This window comes from Paenibacillus sp. D9, assembly GCF_001188365.1.
GTDB lineage: Bacteria > Bacillota > Bacilli > Paenibacillales > Paenibacillaceae > Paenibacillus_O > Paenibacillus_O humicus.
Window position 1 is genome coordinate 2,794,778 of record NZ_JZEJ01000001.1, and the last position, 16,165, is coordinate 2,810,942.

Here is a 16,165-nt window from a genome sequence, read left to right on the forward strand (position 1 = left end):
TCTCATCTTAAAGACAAGAGCACCGGGTTTTCCCTGTAACCATCGAAATACTCCTTTATAAGCAAGAAATTTCGCTTTGATTGTCATCCATAGTCATATGGGACTGCCGCTAGACATCAAGCTGGCTTCCCTGGTTTCAAGCATCTATATTTTGCTCAGTGCGCACAGCCATGACTGAATCAAGCGGCCAATTCGCAAGAACAGGCCTTCATTATTCAATCAGGGCCAGCGTTTCATTCGTCGGCCGAATCGATCGAATCGGGTCGACTCATCACCTTCGAGCATCGGCTGGTGCCCGTACTGGATACAGCACTCCTATGCTGCCATGGAAGCTGACAATTAAGGATTTGTATTGCATCATTCCCACCAACCCTGAGCTGTTTACAATGGAGCTCGAAGGCAGTGACTTGCTGCCCCCCTGCCCGTATCCATTGTGTGTAGAGAAAAATGAGCTTCCTCCGTCGATCGGGGAAGCTCATTTTTCAATCAATTGACCAGACTAGCCTTCCTGCTTTGAAGTTCATTCATACTTACTTTACCCCGTTTAGCGCTTTGTAATTGGCTAACGGCAGCTTTCACTTCGAAGACGTATACCGATCCAACAAGGCGAAGGCCCGCCGTCCCAGCCTTTTCTGTTCATCTAACTCAAGCGTTCAGTAGCAGTTGTATGGATGTGGTTCAGATGCTCTTATCAACACAAGCAGTCAAACGCTTCTCGATGTCGGAAGCAATGTTCATCAAGGCCTCATTCTCCACAAGTCCAATGAGAGCCGTTGGCTTCGGCATGCCGATCTTGGTCCTTTCATTCTCCACATACACAGCCAGTTTGCAGGGAAGGAAGTATCCGACCAACGCATTTTCGGACAAAACCCGCCTGGCCTCCACTGGGTTGCAGACCTCGAGAATCTGATACGGCATGTCGAATTCGACGCCTTTCTCGTTCAGCTTCGCCTTCATATCCAGTTGCCATAGGACGCCGAACTTCTCCGCCTTCAAATTTTCCGTCAGTGCTTCAACCGCCTGCTCAGGTGTTTTGGTAGTTTCAACTGTATAATGGAACATCGTTTACAACTCCCTTTACATCATTTCTGTACGACCAGAACGTAATGTGCGCCGGTGGGGTGATCCGTTTCCAGTATGGTAAAACCGGCTTGCTCAAACGAGTGTGTCAACTCCTCGGAGCCTATTCGATGGTGCAGCGGCGGCCCTTGATCCGTCTCCTGCTTTTCCCACTCTAGGCATGCACATCGGCCGCCTCTGCGAAGGACCCGGTGAATCTCAGACAAAGCCTGTTGAAGCGGCTCCGCTTCATGCAGGACCAGGGACGCGATGACACGATCCACCGACTCTTCCTCCAGAGGAATCTGCTCAAGCCGGCCTTCGATGGTCTGAATATTTTTTATCTGCTTCTGTTTCGCCTTGCTGCGAATAACCTCCAGCATCATGGGCTCGATATCCAAGGCAAGTATGGTCCCACTTGTTCGCTCTGAAACAGGGATGGAAAAATACCCCGTGCCAGCTCCAAGATCCAGAATAGTTGCTGACTCGTTCTCATTCAGGGCCAGCTTCTCTAGCAAAGATTCCGGGGGAAGAACAGCCTTACGTTCGGGACTGTCGAGTTTAGCCATATTTTCAGGATTAAAGCGACGCTCGTGCATGGGATTGTCCTCCATTCATTCACTAAAATACTTTAACCGTTTTTATCCTTGCCCTAAACCACGCTCACCACTCGTTTACTTGCTTGCCAGTTTACCTTTCCAAGCCCCGATGCCACCTTGCAGATGGGCGATCTCCTTATGGCCGTTCTTCAACAATATTTTTGCCGCACTTTTACTACGCATACCGCTGCGGCAATAGAGCAGCACGTCACGATCCTGGGGAATCTCGGAAAGCCTTCGGGACAATTGCGAAAGAGGAATATTCTTCGCATCGGCAATATATCCGCCTTTATATTCATTCGGTTCTCGGACATCGATCACCAGCGGTTTGCCGGGTTTGCCCATATGGCTCTTAAATTCCTCTGCGTTAAGGTTTCGGAGTCCTTTGGCCGGTTTAAAGCGCGAATATGCAAACCACACGACTAGCACAAGGATTCCGATATTAATGATTGTACCTGTGTCCAAAGATTCCACATCCTTTCGTATTCACTTGTTTGCCTGTCGGCTGAAAAAAATCCCCCTGCGCGGCACACAACTGCCGGAAGCCGCGCTTATGCAGGATGCGGGCTGCTTTATTACTCTGATAGCAACTTGAGGACAAAATAATGACGGAGTCGTCGTTAGAGAGCTCTTTATGCCACACATAAGGCAGACGTCCGAGCGATATATTGATCGAGCCGGGAACATGCCCATGCAGATAGTCCGATGCATCCCTGACATCGAGTATTTTCACACTTGACTGATTTCGTGCTTTCTCCAATTCATGACAGGGCACATATTGGAAAGAAGGAACGGGCCAAAAGCCGCGCAGGACCCACAGGATCACGGCTCCGGCAAGAATATACAAGAGTGTTATCATATGAAGTCCTTTCTACAGTACTGCGACAGCTGAATAATGACACAGCTGCCGCAGACCATGGTTATTAGAGAGGCAAAACCTCATACAAGCTTTTCTGTCCAGGCGTTCAATCCGCCGGTCATATTTACGACGTCGAAGCCCTTCTCGCTTAGCAATTCACACGCAAGACCGCTGCGATTGCCGCTACGGCAGATGACGATCGTCTCTTTCGACGGATCAAGTTCTTTTAGCCGCTCGGTGAGCTGTCCAAGTGGAATGTGCTTGGCGCCTGCGACATGGCCGGATGCCCATTCGTCGGGCTCCCGGACATCAAGCAGGTTCAGCTTCTCGCCATTCTTTAACCTTGCGGCCACTTCTTGCGGCGTTGTTGCTTTCGGAATTTTGAATGCCATGTTTTTCACTCCCTCAGATTGTTAGTTGTTGTATTAGCGGCTCTTAACCAGAAGCTCCACAGCTTCTTTGACCATCTTTCCTGTATCGTTACCGGCAGCATGTTCCGCCATGATGCATTGCTGCAAATTTTCTGCAACGATCTGCGCGATAGCCTTGTCCGATGCGTTGCGAACGGCGGACAACTGTGCCACAACTTCCTTGCAGCTCTTTCCTTCCTCCATCAAACGCAGCACCCCGCGGACTTGTCCTTCGATTCTGCGCAGCCGGGTTTTGATTTCGTCCGTGTATTCGTAGTTCATGTCCAACAACTCCTTATACGAGTATGGGTATAGTATAAAGGAAAAAATTATAAGTTCATATACGCTTGTTCAAATGAATAAGTTTACCTTTCCGTTCGCGGCGTCACCCAGATATGCGGCTACTCCTGCATACTCCAGACCATCGATCAATTCTTCCTGTTTCAGACCGAGCAAGTCCATCGTCATCGTACAAGCGACTAACTTAACGCCTTGTTCTTGAGCCAGTTCAACCAGCTCGGGCAACGACAATGCTTTGTGCTTTTTCATCACATGCTTGATCATCTGGGGCCCGAGGCCGCCGAAGTTCATTTTTGACAAACCCAGCTTCTTCGCGCCGCGCGGCATCATCCATCCGAAAGCTTTTTCAAGAAGGCCTTTGTTTGTCTTTATCGGTTCGTCCCGGCGAAGCGCGTTTAATCCCCAGAACGTGAAGAAGATTGTCACCTCGTGATCATAAGCCGCCGCTCCATTCGCAATAATAAACGCCGCGATTGCTTTATCCAAATCGCCGCTGAAGAGCACGATTGTCGTTTTATCTTTTTCCAATTCCAACGTCACATACCTTCTCTCTCATAATATTTACTCATACCCCTATAGGTATATTAACGGACAATAATAAAGAATGCAACCCTTCTGCCGCGGCAAATGTTTGCAGATACGATTAATGCATTCACAAAATGGACGACCACACTTTAATGGCCGTAAGTGCGATCAGGACGACCAAACCATATCGAAGCACCTTTACATTGATTTTCGAACTGATCATCGTGCCGATCGGTGCTCCGATCAAACTGCCGATGACGGTATATACCGTCGCCCACAGAGGGATATCCCCGCCCGTGATTTTTCCGATGACGCCTCCAACGGCCGAAATAAAAACGATCGCGAGCGAGGATGCAATCGTTGTGCGCGTGGGAATTTTGAGCACGGTGAGCATAATGGGAATTAAGATAAACGCGCCGCCGGCCCCTACGATTCCAGAAACGATACCTACTACAAATGCCGCAGTAATGGCGATGATTTTGTTGAAACGGAGGTCATCCGTATCTTGTTGTGTCCCCCTGTTGGGTATTAGCATTAGCACGACCGCCAGTACCGCAAGGATGCCGTAAATCAGGTTGATGACATCTCCGTTCAACATACCCGAAACAAAGCCGCCGACCAGGCTGCCGACGAGGATGCTGCTCCCCATATAAAGGACCAACTGTTTATTGACGACGCCCGTTCCGCCCTTTTTGCTTTTTTTCCGGAACGCGATAACACCAGCAAGTGAAGCGAAAAAGACCTGAAACATGCTGATGGAGGAAACTTCGTGGGCTGTAAAGTGTGCCGCACCGAAAAGGGATGGAATATACAGTAGGAGGGGATAATTAATAATTGCGCCACCAATACCAAGCAACCCTGAAAAGAAAGAGCCGACCAGACCGATGAGCACCATGACAATGAGCAGTAAGAAATCCATGACACCCTCCTGTCGTAAAGTTTTCTCTAATGCGTGACATCAAGTTGAATACAGGTTATAATTAAAACCAAGTAAACTTATAAGAAATAAGGTGATCCGATTGCTTCAACATTTAAAAAGCTTTTTCGAAGATAAATGCCCGGTGTGCAATCAAAGACTGCAAGCGAAAATCGATATGGCTTGCAGCACGAAAACTTGCCCCCATGGCCATTATACCGAAGAAAGTTACTGTTCCCTTGGCATCACTATCGTATATGACGAGGCGAAATAAGCGGGCCCTTCCGGGTCCCGCTTTTTTTATACTTTGCGAACGTAAAATTTATAAACGCCGTCTTCTTCGACGTGCTGAATGAGTTCGTGTTTCGTCTGTTTAACCCAGGCTTGAAAATCATTGACGGAGCCTTTGTCTGTAGACAGGACCTCCATAACTTGACCTTGTTGCAGACTATCCAAGGCTTTCTTCGCCTTAACGATCGGCATCGGGCAGGCCATACCTTTCGTATCTACCGTGATATCTGTATTCACTTTGATGTCCTCCTTTATTTATCATGAACCGCACAGCGGTTCGGACCAATTTCCATCTCGCGTTGCTCGTCTTCGTTCGGTGTAATCTTACCCATATTCGTTTGTCGAATCTCCTGATAGGCGTTCGGTTGAGGCGGCAAATTCACGGTTACCGTCCGCCGGAACGTCTCCTCGTCTTTAATGTTCAAGCCCGGATTGTCGCGGTAGAGATCTGACAATCGGGCCATGACGCGGCCGCCATCTCCAAGCTCCGTCACTTTGCCGAAGTGGGCAGGCAGTACGATCAAATCCTGAGCCAAGCCTTTGTAACGGTTGTACAAGGTGTTGCGAAGATCGCCGACCCAGTCCTCTGCTTTGCCGGCCAAGTCCGGGCGGCCGATCGATTCGATGAACAGGATGTCGCCCGTAAGCAGATATTGATCATCCACGATAAACGACGTGCTTCCGATGGTGTGACCCGGCGAGTATATAGGTTGAATTTTGATCTTGATATTCCCTACCGAGATCTCACGACCTTCTTCCAGTTTCTCATATTGGAACGTTACTTCTGTCGCGTCCTTGGGCGGCAGCCAGTACGTTGCACCTGTTTGCTCCGCCAATTTGCGCCCGCCGGAAATGTGGTCCGCGTGCAAGTGCGTGTCCAGCGTATGTTTAATGGCCGCTCCCTGTTCCTCAGCGAAGCGTTCGAATACATCCGTCATTCGGAGCGTATCGATTACAGCTGCTTCACCGCTGGAAATGACCATGTAGGAAAGACAGCCTTTTCCGATCCGCACGAACTGGTACAGGGAGCCCCCGTCTTTCAAATCTCCGATTTTCACCGGCTCCAAATGCTCGCTCCAAGATTTCATGCCGCCTTCCAGATAAGAGACGTTAGTTCTTCCTGCTCCAACCAATTGTTCTGCCACGAATTTGGACGAACCTTCCTTGGCGCATACCACAAGCAAAGGTTTGTCGCTTGGAATTTGGTCTAGCACTGGATCCACGCCGTCAAGCAAATCAAAATACGGAATGTTGATAATCTCGACGCTCTCTCCTTCCACTTTCCAATCGTCGAAGTCACTTTGATTGCGCACGTCGAGAATGAAGAGTTCTTTTTTGTTCAGAACGATTTTCGTCAGTTCTCCCGCTGTCATCGGGCGGAGTCCGGTTGCAGTAGTCAATGTTGATTCCCCCTTTGATGAATTAGAACGTCAAGGACACGTTTGCGTCCTTCGCGAAATCCAGGAATGTGACGGCGCCGCCGACTTCGATTCCTTCAATGAAATCCTCTTTCTTTAAGTTCATGACGTCCATCGTCATTTGGCAGGCGATGATTTTCACGCCCATTTCCTGCGCCATATTCACCAGTTCCGGGATGGAAGGAATGTTGGCGTTCTTGAAGCCTTCCGCAAAATATTCTTTGCCTGCCGGCAGCGGAAGCTGGTGATGGACCTGCTTGTGAATCAGGTTCAGTCCTTCGAAGGTGAAAAAGATGGCTACCTCCGCGTCGGTTGCTGCAGATGCCGTCGCGATGTTGAAAACCTTATAGGCATCGAACATTCCACCATTGCTTGCGATAATCGCTACTTTCGTGCTCATTTTAAACGACCTCCTTGGTCCATGATTAGATTTGAAAGTTCTTTTCTATCGGTCCGGACCACCCAGACATGCCGGGCTCCACGTTTTTTACGTTCTTGAAACCCTTCTCGGACAGCAGCTGGCAAGCCAGATCACTGCGTGTGCCGGTACGGCATACAACATGAATATCATCTTCGGTATTCAGCTCGCCTAGGCGCTCTTCCAGTTCCCCAAGCGGAATGGAGACGGCGCCAGGAATCCGGTTAAACGCATATTCGGCAGGCTCGCGAACATCGAGAACGGTTACGCTGCCCAGCTTTTTCTCCAGCTCATCATTGGTCACGGTGTGAGGATATTTTTTCTCTTCCTTGATCTCATCCGCGCTCGATTTACGGATAAAGTGCTTAAGCACATCGCCATTCTGAATCGTGCCCAAATAGTGATGGCCGGTATTCTTGGCCCAGCCCTGAATGTCCGCCAGTGAACCTTTATCGGTTGCCTGAACCTCGATGACCTGCCCGGAATGCAACTGATCCATCGCTTTCTTGGTTTTGACGATAGGCATGGGACAGGCCAAACCTTTGCAATCGAGCGTCTGATCTGCTTTGATTTCTGAATGTGCAGTCAAATCGTAACCCTCCTATATTGGTGTTTTGCCGGGGCTTACATATCCTGTACGAGTTTACCCTACGGATTCACATAATATAATTACTCATACCCCTATAGGTATATTACATCCTAAAGAAAGGCATTGTCAACAGGGGAGAATAGTTAACTTCAGGGTTATGACTGTGAGTCCCCGCTGACTATCCACTTTATATTTACACTCTTGATCCCATATGGCGCTAAGGTATGTTCCAATACAATCTTCATCTTTTCCTGATCCAATTCTGCTTCCGAAGGATGAACTAGAATCGTCACCTCGCCAATCCCTTGTTCAAAATGCACCCCTTCCAGAGCAGAAGACGGCGGAAACGGGTTATCATATTTATCAATACGAGTATTTAACAGTTGCCCAATAGCTGTAATTCGAGGTGCCTTAATGGACGTTTTATTCACATAGAAAGTCTCGACTGGCACTGCCATACCGTTCTGATATAAATAAATAACATAGGTTTCTGTAATTTCCTGGTTCTCAGGAAGATCGTCTGATGACCGCAACGATTTGTTATTGACTTGTCCGATGATTCGGAGCGTTTCCTCTGTCTCTTTGAAGCCCTCGAACCGATATAACTCTTGGTTGCTTGCGTCTACAAGAAGCGTAGTCGGATTTGTCTTGATCCGGTAATGGTTCGCGAGGTCGGGATGAACATCCACATGTACGACTTCATAAGAAAGTTCATCCTGACATATTTGAACTTCGCGAAGCACATTGTTCATAGATCTGCCTAATGGGCACGCCGACAACGTAAACAACATCATTTTTTTAACGGGCAAATTCATGTTGAACACCTCTTTTCCATTATTTGATTTTGGAAACAGCTTCTTTCATGGTGTCATAATTGATAGCTCCTTGATATTTCTCGCGAATAACTCCGCTGGAGTCTAACAGATACGTAGTTGGATACGCGACGACCTGATACGTCTGCATGACCGTCCCTTCCGAATCTAATAAGATAGGAAATGTCAAACCATAATCCTTAACAAATGACATAACGTTGTTCGTTTTCTCCTCCGTCGGTGTTAAATTAACCCCTAAAATAACGACGTCTTGTTGCTTATAGTCCTCATAAAACCGCTGCATATGGGGCATCTCTACTCTGCAAGGCGGACACCAGGTTGCCCAGAAATTAATAAGTACTGTTTTTCCTTTATAATCGGATAGCTTGACAGGATTGCCTTGCAAATCATTCAAGGTAAAATCCGGCGCCTGTTGTCCCTTTTGAATGCCCACTTTAATATTCTGGCCTGCGGATTCCCTGACAGAAGTCCCTTCAGACGATTTTTTTTCATAATAATCATAAGCCCCATAAGCAACAAGCATAACGAGGGCAATGATGGCAATCACACTTTTCTTCATCTCTATTGATCCCCCTTGTTAGAATGTAATGTCCCAAAATGTATATTGAGAAAGCCAAGCACTGATCTTTTGCAATTGGCCGGTAAATAGCAGCAGTCCCATTCCAATAAGAAGCCAACCGTTAATTTTCGACAGAAGAGGCATCCATCGATTCATTTTTTTCATCATGCTCATCGAATACGTCAACAACCACGAAATCAATAGAAAAGGAACTCCCAACCCAAACGAATACACGGCCAGCATCCCTATTCCGTTCCACAGTGTCTCCGTAGATCCGGCCAGAAGCAAAATAGACGATAACGCCAACCCAACGCATGGACTCCAACCTGCTCCAAACGCCACACCAGTAAGAAGCGAACGGATTATGCCGCGGCTCGCAGTTGGTTTGGTTTGCCACGTTCTACCGGACATCAGCAGACGAAAATTTAGAAATCCGGCCATTTGCAGACCAAACACAACAATCAACAGACCGCTTATTCTTTGTACCAGCTCGCGTTCTTGCGCGAAGAAGCGTCCAATGAAGCTTGCAGACGCACCCATCGTAATAAAAATCAGACTAAACCCCACGATAAAACTAAACGCCTGAAGGCTCAGATTCCACCGATTCACGACAAGTTTGCCATCTTGAAAGGTAGAGCCTGTTAAATGGGAAATATAAGCGGGGATAAGCGGAAATACGCAAGGGGATAAAAAAGAAAGCATCCCCGCTGCAAAGGCTACCAGGATTGTAAGATTATCCATGAGGACCTCCTTTCTGTTGCTTTTCATCCAACCAGGACCATCCTGTTAAACACGCGGCAGCCAATAGAAAAATGATCTGCTGTTTACTGAAGGACAACAACCATACCGGACGATCGGCAACCAGAAACGAAAGCAACACATTTCCGATCGAAAACCAAACGGCATGGTTTAATCCACTTCCCGAATCGGATCCTTTTTGAGAAACCAATAATGAGATCAGGAGAAGAACAGTCATTCCAGCGTTTGCTGTATGATACAAGGAAGACTCCTCGCCTGTAATAAGCAACAACAAGTGATAGACCAACCAGCCCGATAAAGTAAACCAAATCCCCATATCGATCCACATTTTGACGCTTAAATTTTGTTTCGAAGTTCTGTACCAGATATAGGAAGCCGTAACCAGACTTGCTATCCATCTTCCGCGTTCCCCACCATCAAAATAAAGTAAAGACATGGGTTGTGTGATCACATCTATGGGATAAAAGATCAGAAAGCTTCCTTTCCAAACGAGCAACCACAGCCAGAATGCATTCGCTGCATCGGACAAGTATATCCGACGCTCCAAGCTGCCTCTAAGCCGATACTGCAGCATCAACCAGCCTCCCGCTCCATAACTCAGATAAAGAATCAGTTGCCCATTTAGAACGAAAGATCCGATCTGTATATTTTGCAATTCTCTTCACCCCTCCTTCTCACGTAAAGCCTAATCTTCTTCTTTAAAGAAATGATAAAGCTCTCCATTGGGGGAAATTACCTCCAAGTCCAACTAACCTCCTGTGATAGGCTTTGCTTAAACCGTTAGCGCATCCTTTTCGCTACGGTAAATTACAAAACTACAGGAGGTATTACAATGCTGAAGAAAAAAATGACCTTGTCTTTACTCGCTTCCGCTCTAATTTGTGGCTCAATTATAGCGGGACAACCTACGGTTTCGGCCGCGGGTCAAGAAGGAATCATCGAAAAAAGTGTTAACTTTCGTGAGAAGCCTTCCCTAAGCGGTGACCGCATTCGTTATCTAAAAGCCGGTGAACATGTCGACATATTGGAACAAGTAAATCAGTATTGGTTTAAAATCAAGGACCTGCGTGGTCAAACTGGGTACGTAACCACTCAAAGTCAGTTCATAAAAACGAATGGTTCCATTACGGACAAGCCTGCTGAACCGGTATCTGGGACGCCCAAGAGCATTATTGACGCGGGTATGAAGTACTTGGGAACGCCTTATGTATTCGGTTCAAGCCGTTCCAATACCCAAACCTTCGATTGTTCTGATTTCGTCAGACAAGCCTTTAAAGATGGAGCCGGAGTTATTCTTCCAGGGAATTCAAGAACCCAGGCTGCTTATGTAAAGAAAATAGGAGCTACTACGACAAACTGGAGGGAGTTGCATCCCGGAGATATTATGTTCTTTATGTCCTACGAGGGGAGTAAAAGCAGTGACTACTCCGGAATCAATAAATCCTCGCAGCGAATTACCCATAATGGAATCTATCTCGGAAATGGGAAAATTCTGCATACGTATTCCGAGAAATCGGGCGGGGTTCGAATCGATCAAATTGAAGGGAAGCATTGGGAGTACCGATTTGTATTTGGCGGAAGCGCTATAAAATAGATGTGTAAGGAAGGGACGCTATTGTCCCTTCCTTTTCAAACGACTAGAATTGGAAATTTGAAGCATCTTCCTTCTCACGATTTCAGGTTCCAGTTCTATACCTGCACAAAGCACCTCAAACCAAGCCGTATTCAAAAAGGCGAGCGCTTCTTGTCGGTTTTGAAAATTCTTCCCTCCTTTCTTTGGTCTGGGGGATATATCTAAATAGGTTAATATCAATATTTCACAGATCAGAGTCCGAACTCCTTCATTCATCTTAAACGACCTCCTAAGCACGGTGATTCAATACTATCGGAGGGGTGTTAAGTTTTAATAAAGCTAGGTTTGGCAATGATTGGTTTGCCTATACTACTATGTAGGTATGAATCACTTGCAGAGAAGAGGAGAGAAGATGGAACTTACCATAATTCAGCAAAACGATACGCATGGTTGTTTGGATGCCCATCCTGAATTTTTTTGGCATGATACACAACCTTCATATATGACATGTGGAGGGTTTTCGCGCATACATCGATATGTAACAGAACTAAAAAAAAGACGTCCCTATGTCCTTTTTGTCGACGGAGGCGATTTGTTTCATGGCACAGCTCCGCTTGTATTGTCCAAAGGAGAAGCCATTATCCCACTATTGAAAAAGATGCCGCTTGACGCATTCGTTCCAGGAAATTGGGATTATGCGTATGGCCCATCACAGTTGTTTGCTCTCTTGGATCAGGTTTCTTTTCCGTCCCTGGCAATGAATATGAAATCTTCATCCGCTGCCGCCCCTCTTAAGACGCAGTGGATTAAAGAAATGGGCGGAATTCGTATAGGTATGACGGGATGGACCTACTCATTTGTAGATCAAACGATGCCACCTGCTTTTTCCGAGGGATTGTCTTTCTCACTTGATCTAGCTGAGATGAGCCGGAACATACGAAAATTACGGGTGGAAGATAAGTGTGATCTCGTCATCGTATTGAGCCATATGGGACTGCCCCTGGACGTGAAAGCCGCTTCCAATATCGAAGGAATCGATATTATTTTAAGCGGTCACAGTCATGATCGACTTACCCATCCCATTAGACAAAACGGAACATGGATTATTCAATCCGGAGCCAGTTCTTCGTTTCTTGGGCAGCTTGATCTGAATTTTGAATCCGGCATGATAACGAAGGTTCAACATCGTCTTATTCCGCTTTTTGCACATGAATTCGAAGAAGATCCGGAAATCTCCAAATTAATTGCAGTAATTAACGAAAGGCATGAAACGCATTTAAGTGAGATCATTGGGGAACTACAGACACCGCTGCATCGCATGTTCCTCAATGAAACGCCAATGGATCGACTAATTACCGATGCTTATCTCCATTCTGTCGAAGCCGATATTGCTTTATCACATGGTTGGAGATACGGAGCCCCTATTCTGCCAGGTCTCGTAACCTTGCGGGACTTGTATCAAATCATTCCGACAAATCCAGAGCTTTTTACCGTAGAACTGGATGGCAAACAGATTCTGGAGGCTTTTGAATCTAATCTGGAACAGGTCTTCTCCCCTGATCCTTTCCATCAAAAAGGGGGATATGTCATGCGGGCAAGCGGCATCACCATGGCTTACAAACCTTATAATCCGCCTGGCCATCGAATTGAACATTTTCTTGTGCAAGGAAAACCATTGAAGCTAGACACCACCTATCGAATTGTGAGCGCAGGCGAACAAATTCTATACCACTATGATCCACTTAAGAAGAAGCTAGGGATCCATGCTCATGATGTGATCACACACTATTTTAAGACATACAAGAAAATTGAAATCAGCGATACGCCCAAAATCTTTTGCATATAGCAAAACAAACCGGTGCCATCCATGCCGGTCTGTTTTGTTATTTCAAATTTTTTTCGAGTTGCGAGGCAGTGTTACCCAAAACGAATGTTTATTATTCTCCGACTCCAGTCCCACTCTGCCTCCATGCTTCTTCACAATTTCTTTTACAATAGCCAAACCAAGCCCGCTTCCTTTTGCCTTCTCTCCGCGATGTCTTGATGGATCCGCTTGAAAAAAACGTTCAAATACAAGTCCACGCACCTCTTCAGGTATTGGCTCGCCAACATTACTGACGGTGATTCGATACTGAAGAGGTTCGATAACTCCGATCACCCAAATCATCCGTCCCGTATTATAGCTTATCGCATTCTGTATCAGATTGTTTAACACCTGTCTTAATCCGCCTTCGTCACCGATGACAACGTCTTGTGAAACAGATACCTCCAACTCCATATTGTTGCTTTGAAGTTCCCATTGAAAAGACTGCGTGCACCGAGTAATCAGGTCATCGATTTGTATATTGCTGTAGGTCATGCTTGCAGCTTGTCGGTCCTCCCATACAGAAAGCTGATGCAACTGCTCCACAAGCCGGGTAATATGCTGAGACTCTTCCAGCAGTGACAGATACAAGTCTCTATCCCCGACAATCACACCGCTGCTTAATGCCTCCAGGTAGCCGTTTAGATTGCTAAGAGGTGTTCGTAAATCGTGAGATATGTTGCTTAGCATCCTTTTGCGATTTTCTTCAGTCTGCTTTAAAGTCTGAGTCAAATCGTTAAAATACTGAGTCAATTGGCCAATTTCATCCACTGACGATACTTTAATGGGCTCTGGGTATGATCCGTCCATTAGCTGCCGTGTCAATTGGGTCAATCTTTTTAAAGGAGAAAGTATTTTCTTGATAAACACAAAATGGATGAGCGCGGCAACAACGATTGCTAGCAAACTTGCCCGAATCAGATAAAAATGCATGGTTCTGTTAAAGAAAATGTTCTTATCTTCACCGACGAGTCGATACTTTTCTACAAGAACACAAGCAAAATCCTTGACTGAAACACCTACTAGCCAGATGACAATGAGCATGACCAGAACGTTAACCGCAATTAATTTCCAAGTTATATGCTGCTTCCATGAGCTAATATGCTTAATTTGCGACAAAGCGATACCCCATTCCACGGATCGTTTCAAAAAAACACGGGACATCGCTCGATGTCTCGATCTTTTCCCTTAGCTTTCCCACATGAACATCTACCGTGCGGTCGATCACATTTTTCTCTTCGTTCGGATAAAGCTCGCATAAAATTTGCTCACGCGATAAGATTTGATTGGGATGTCTCATAAAAAAGTACAACAGTTTAAACTCATGCTGAGTAAGAGGGACAATGTTCCCGTTATATTTGACTTCTCCACGCAAAGGTTTTATTGTCAATCCTTTAAAACTAATTTTGCTGCATCGATTTGATGTTCGTCGAAGTACAGTATTCACCCGTGTGACCACTTCTTGAGGGCTGAAAGGCTTTGTTACATAATCATCAGCACCCATTTGGAGTCCTTCAATCCGCTCTGATTCCGTAATTTTGGCCGTCAACATAATAATGGGAATATCACTTTTGAGTTCGCAGCGAATCCACGTGCACAATTCTTCACCGCTTAGCTTCGGCATCATCAGGTCTGTAATGACGAAACAAGGATCATGCTTTTGAAAAGCCTCCTTTCCTTCTTCTCCATTTTCAGCCTCTAATACTTCGTACCCTTCTCTTTCCAGATATAGTTTAAGCAGCTTTCTTATTTTCGGATCATCTTCGATGATCAATATGTTTTTTCCCAGCATGCGTTCCCCTCCCTAGAGTAGGTTTTCATTTTATAAGGATAGTTTAAAGAAACGTTAAAGTTTCATTCCAGAACTACAATTTGGATATCGGTTTCCTACAGGGGTCGCAATCATAGCTCTACGGTGAGTCTAAAGATCCTTGTTCAAGGAAATTAAAAGAAAACAAACCGGAACCTTGCAACGAAAGTTGCCATGGTTCCGGTTTGTTTATATGCTTGACGTCAACCTTCTGGCGTGGGTTTCCCTTCAATCGTCAATGGTGCATGCTTCATGGACTTTTGTGGAACAATGGGATCGGAATATCTAACCTTATCTTTGAACCAATTTCGACGAATTATGATGAATACAACTGCTGCTATAATTATCAGCACTGCTATTAGCTGAGATATGCGAATGTTCTTTCCTGCTTCCATCATCCCCCAACCAAACGAGCTCATTGGCGACCAAGTCGTCTTAAGGAATGAGGCCAGCCATTCCGGTCCGGCAAAAACCAAGCTATCCGTGCGAACCCCTTCAATGTAAAAACGTCCAAGCGAATACCAAATGAAGTAACTCATAAACAACTCGCCAGCTCGCAAAAACGGCCGTCTGCGCAGCCAAAGAAGGAATAAGAGCCCTGCAAAGCTCCAGACAGACTCATACAAAAATGTCGGATGGTAATATTGACCGTTGATATACATCTGGTTGACTATAAAGTTCGGAAGATGAAGTGTGTTTCTCAGAAAACTTTCTGATACTGGACCGCCGTGAGCCTCTTGATTCATGAAGTTTCCCCAACGTCCAATCATTTGACCGACGATTAAACCTGGGGCGCATATATCTGCGATACGCCAGAAATTATAGCCTTTTTTACGTGTGTAAATGACAGCAGCCGCAATGGCAGCGATCAAGGCTCCATATATGGCAATGCCTCCATGCCATATTTTAATCATTTCCAAGGGATTGTTCTTATAATTTTCCCATTTAAAGGCTACATAGTAGATTCGTGCTCCGATTAATGCAGAGGGAAGACCATACAAGACCAGATCCATAAAAAAGTCGGACTTTATGCCAAATCGCTTTCCCTCATGAGAAATCAGTATCAAACCAAGTAAAGCACCCAATCCAATAATGATTCCATACCAGTGAACAGAAAGCTGACCTATTGAAAATGCTATCGGGTTTAACATGAGAAACCATTCTCCTAATCTTTATTTCTCCTATACTTAAATGTGTTGTGCTTTTTTATAGAATTTGTTCTTCTTGGCTCAAGCCTAATTTCTCTCGTGAATATTTTACAGTGGAAGGAAGTTTCTTAAGCCTTACCTCTTAAGCATTATAACACATGACATAGACACTTGCCGAATCTGTGACAAGGAAGTCTCTTACTGTACATAAAAAAAGCCGTGTGCATCTTTGCAG

The 16,165-nt window shown here is 45.8% G+C and carries 22 protein-coding genes; 2 read left to right on the forward strand and 20 right to left on the reverse strand.

Annotated elements, in window-relative coordinates; all coding sequences use genetic code 11:
- Positions 1–678: 678 nt before the first annotated feature.
- From VE23_RS12755 to VE23_RS12825, 16 genes are all read right to left on the reverse strand, one after another.
- Positions 679–1,062, reverse strand: a complete 384-nt coding sequence (locus tag VE23_RS12755; RefSeq protein WP_049868174.1) for a DUF302 domain-containing protein — start codon at positions 1,060–1,062, stop codon at positions 679–681.
- A gap of 20 nt (positions 1,063–1,082) precedes the next feature.
- Positions 1,083–1,658 (reverse strand): class I SAM-dependent methyltransferase, encoded by a 576-nt coding sequence (locus VE23_RS12760; RefSeq protein ID WP_049868175.1) that lies wholly within the window; start codon positions 1,656–1,658, stop codon positions 1,083–1,085.
- A 75-nt stretch (positions 1,659–1,733) separates the two neighbouring features.
- Positions 1,734–2,132 (reverse strand): rhodanese-like domain-containing protein, encoded by a 399-nt coding sequence (locus tag VE23_RS12765; RefSeq protein WP_310735628.1) that lies wholly within the window; start codon positions 2,130–2,132, stop codon positions 1,734–1,736.
- Entirely contained in the window at positions 2,101–2,517 is a 417-nt protein-coding gene (locus VE23_RS25880) for a rhodanese-like domain-containing protein (protein WP_084781442.1), read from the reverse strand. Before VE23_RS25880 ends, VE23_RS12765 begins: the two co-directional genes overlap by 32 nt.
- A gap of 80 nt (positions 2,518–2,597) precedes the next feature.
- The gene (locus tag VE23_RS12770; RefSeq protein ID WP_049868177.1) at positions 2,598–2,909 is read right to left on the reverse strand and encodes a rhodanese-like domain-containing protein; all 312 of its coding nucleotides are present in this window, start codon (positions 2,907–2,909) and stop codon (positions 2,598–2,600) included.
- Between the two features lie 33 nt (positions 2,910–2,942).
- Positions 2,943–3,209 (reverse strand): metal-sensitive transcriptional regulator, encoded by a 267-nt coding sequence (locus tag VE23_RS12775; protein WP_049868178.1) that lies wholly within the window; start codon positions 3,207–3,209, stop codon positions 2,943–2,945.
- Between the two features lie 69 nt (positions 3,210–3,278).
- Entirely contained in the window at positions 3,279–3,755 is a 477-nt protein-coding gene (locus VE23_RS12780; RefSeq protein WP_372490924.1) for a DsrE/DsrF/DrsH-like family protein, read from the reverse strand.
- Between the two features lie 124 nt (positions 3,756–3,879).
- Positions 3,880–4,671, reverse strand: coding sequence for a sulfite exporter TauE/SafE family protein (locus VE23_RS12785; RefSeq protein ID WP_049868180.1), 792 nt, complete (start codon positions 4,669–4,671; stop codon positions 3,880–3,882).
- Positions 4,672–4,968: 297 nt separating this feature from the next.
- The gene (locus VE23_RS12790) at positions 4,969–5,196 is read right to left on the reverse strand and encodes a sulfurtransferase TusA family protein (protein ID WP_084781444.1); all 228 of its coding nucleotides are present in this window, start codon (positions 5,194–5,196) and stop codon (positions 4,969–4,971) included.
- A 14-nt stretch (positions 5,197–5,210) separates the two neighbouring features.
- Positions 5,211–6,332: an MBL fold metallo-hydrolase gene (locus VE23_RS12795; RefSeq protein ID WP_049869724.1), complete on the reverse strand. Its 1,122-nt coding sequence runs from the start codon at positions 6,330–6,332 to the stop codon at positions 5,211–5,213.
- 49 nt (positions 6,333–6,381) lie between these two features.
- Positions 6,382–6,777 (reverse strand): DsrE/DsrF/DrsH-like family protein, encoded by a 396-nt coding sequence (locus tag VE23_RS12800; RefSeq protein WP_049868181.1) that lies wholly within the window; start codon positions 6,775–6,777, stop codon positions 6,382–6,384.
- Positions 6,778–6,802: 25 nt separating this feature from the next.
- Positions 6,803–7,384, reverse strand: a complete 582-nt coding sequence (locus VE23_RS12805) for a sulfurtransferase TusA family protein (RefSeq protein ID WP_084781446.1) — start codon at positions 7,382–7,384, stop codon at positions 6,803–6,805.
- Positions 7,385–7,539: 155 nt separating this feature from the next.
- Complete coding sequence (locus VE23_RS12810) at positions 7,540–8,199, reverse strand: hypothetical protein (protein WP_049868182.1); 660 nt, start codon at positions 8,197–8,199, stop codon at positions 7,540–7,542.
- A 19-nt stretch (positions 8,200–8,218) separates the two neighbouring features.
- Complete coding sequence (locus VE23_RS12815) at positions 8,219–8,776, reverse strand: TlpA disulfide reductase family protein (RefSeq protein WP_049868183.1); 558 nt, start codon at positions 8,774–8,776, stop codon at positions 8,219–8,221.
- 18 nt (positions 8,777–8,794) lie between these two features.
- Positions 8,795–9,517 (reverse strand): cytochrome c biogenesis CcdA family protein, encoded by a 723-nt coding sequence (locus tag VE23_RS12820; protein ID WP_049868184.1) that lies wholly within the window; start codon positions 9,515–9,517, stop codon positions 8,795–8,797.
- A complete protein-coding gene (locus VE23_RS12825; RefSeq protein ID WP_049868185.1) occupies positions 9,510–10,190 on the reverse strand; it encodes a hypothetical protein in 681 nt (226 codons plus the stop codon). Before VE23_RS12825 ends, VE23_RS12820 begins: the two co-directional genes overlap by 8 nt.
- A 177-nt stretch (positions 10,191–10,367) precedes the next feature.
- On the opposite strand from VE23_RS12825, the gene VE23_RS12830 reads away from it, so the two are divergent.
- Positions 10,368–11,129, forward strand: a complete 762-nt coding sequence (locus VE23_RS12830) for a C40 family peptidase (RefSeq protein ID WP_232316914.1) — start codon at positions 10,368–10,370, stop codon at positions 11,127–11,129.
- 18 nt (positions 11,130–11,147) lie between these two features.
- On the opposite strand, the gene VE23_RS12835 is transcribed toward VE23_RS12830, so the two are convergent.
- On the reverse strand, positions 11,148–11,384 hold the full coding sequence (locus VE23_RS12835; RefSeq protein ID WP_049868186.1) for a hypothetical protein: 237 nt from the start codon (positions 11,382–11,384) through the stop codon (positions 11,148–11,150).
- A 136-nt stretch (positions 11,385–11,520) separates the two neighbouring features.
- On the opposite strand from VE23_RS12835, the gene VE23_RS12840 reads away from it, so the two are divergent.
- Complete coding sequence (locus VE23_RS12840) at positions 11,521–12,954, forward strand: bifunctional metallophosphatase/5'-nucleotidase (RefSeq protein WP_049868187.1); 1,434 nt, start codon at positions 11,521–11,523, stop codon at positions 12,952–12,954.
- Positions 12,955–12,996: 42 nt separating this feature from the next.
- On the opposite strand, the gene VE23_RS12845 is transcribed toward VE23_RS12840, so the two are convergent.
- The 3 genes from VE23_RS12845 to lgt all read right to left on the reverse strand — a co-directional run bounded on the left by VE23_RS12845 (position 12,997) and on the right by lgt (position 15,933).
- The gene (locus VE23_RS12845; RefSeq protein ID WP_049868188.1) at positions 12,997–14,091 is read right to left on the reverse strand and encodes a sensor histidine kinase; all 1,095 of its coding nucleotides are present in this window, start codon (positions 14,089–14,091) and stop codon (positions 12,997–12,999) included.
- The gene (locus VE23_RS12850; protein ID WP_049868189.1) at positions 14,078–14,764 is read right to left on the reverse strand and encodes a response regulator transcription factor; all 687 of its coding nucleotides are present in this window, start codon (positions 14,762–14,764) and stop codon (positions 14,078–14,080) included. The genes VE23_RS12845 and VE23_RS12850 overlap by 14 nt, the downstream gene beginning before the upstream one ends.
- Positions 14,765–14,985: 221 nt before the next feature.
- A complete protein-coding gene (gene lgt, locus VE23_RS12855; protein WP_049868190.1) occupies positions 14,986–15,933 on the reverse strand; it encodes a prolipoprotein diacylglyceryl transferase in 948 nt (315 codons plus the stop codon).
- Positions 15,934–16,165 lie beyond the last annotated feature (232 nt).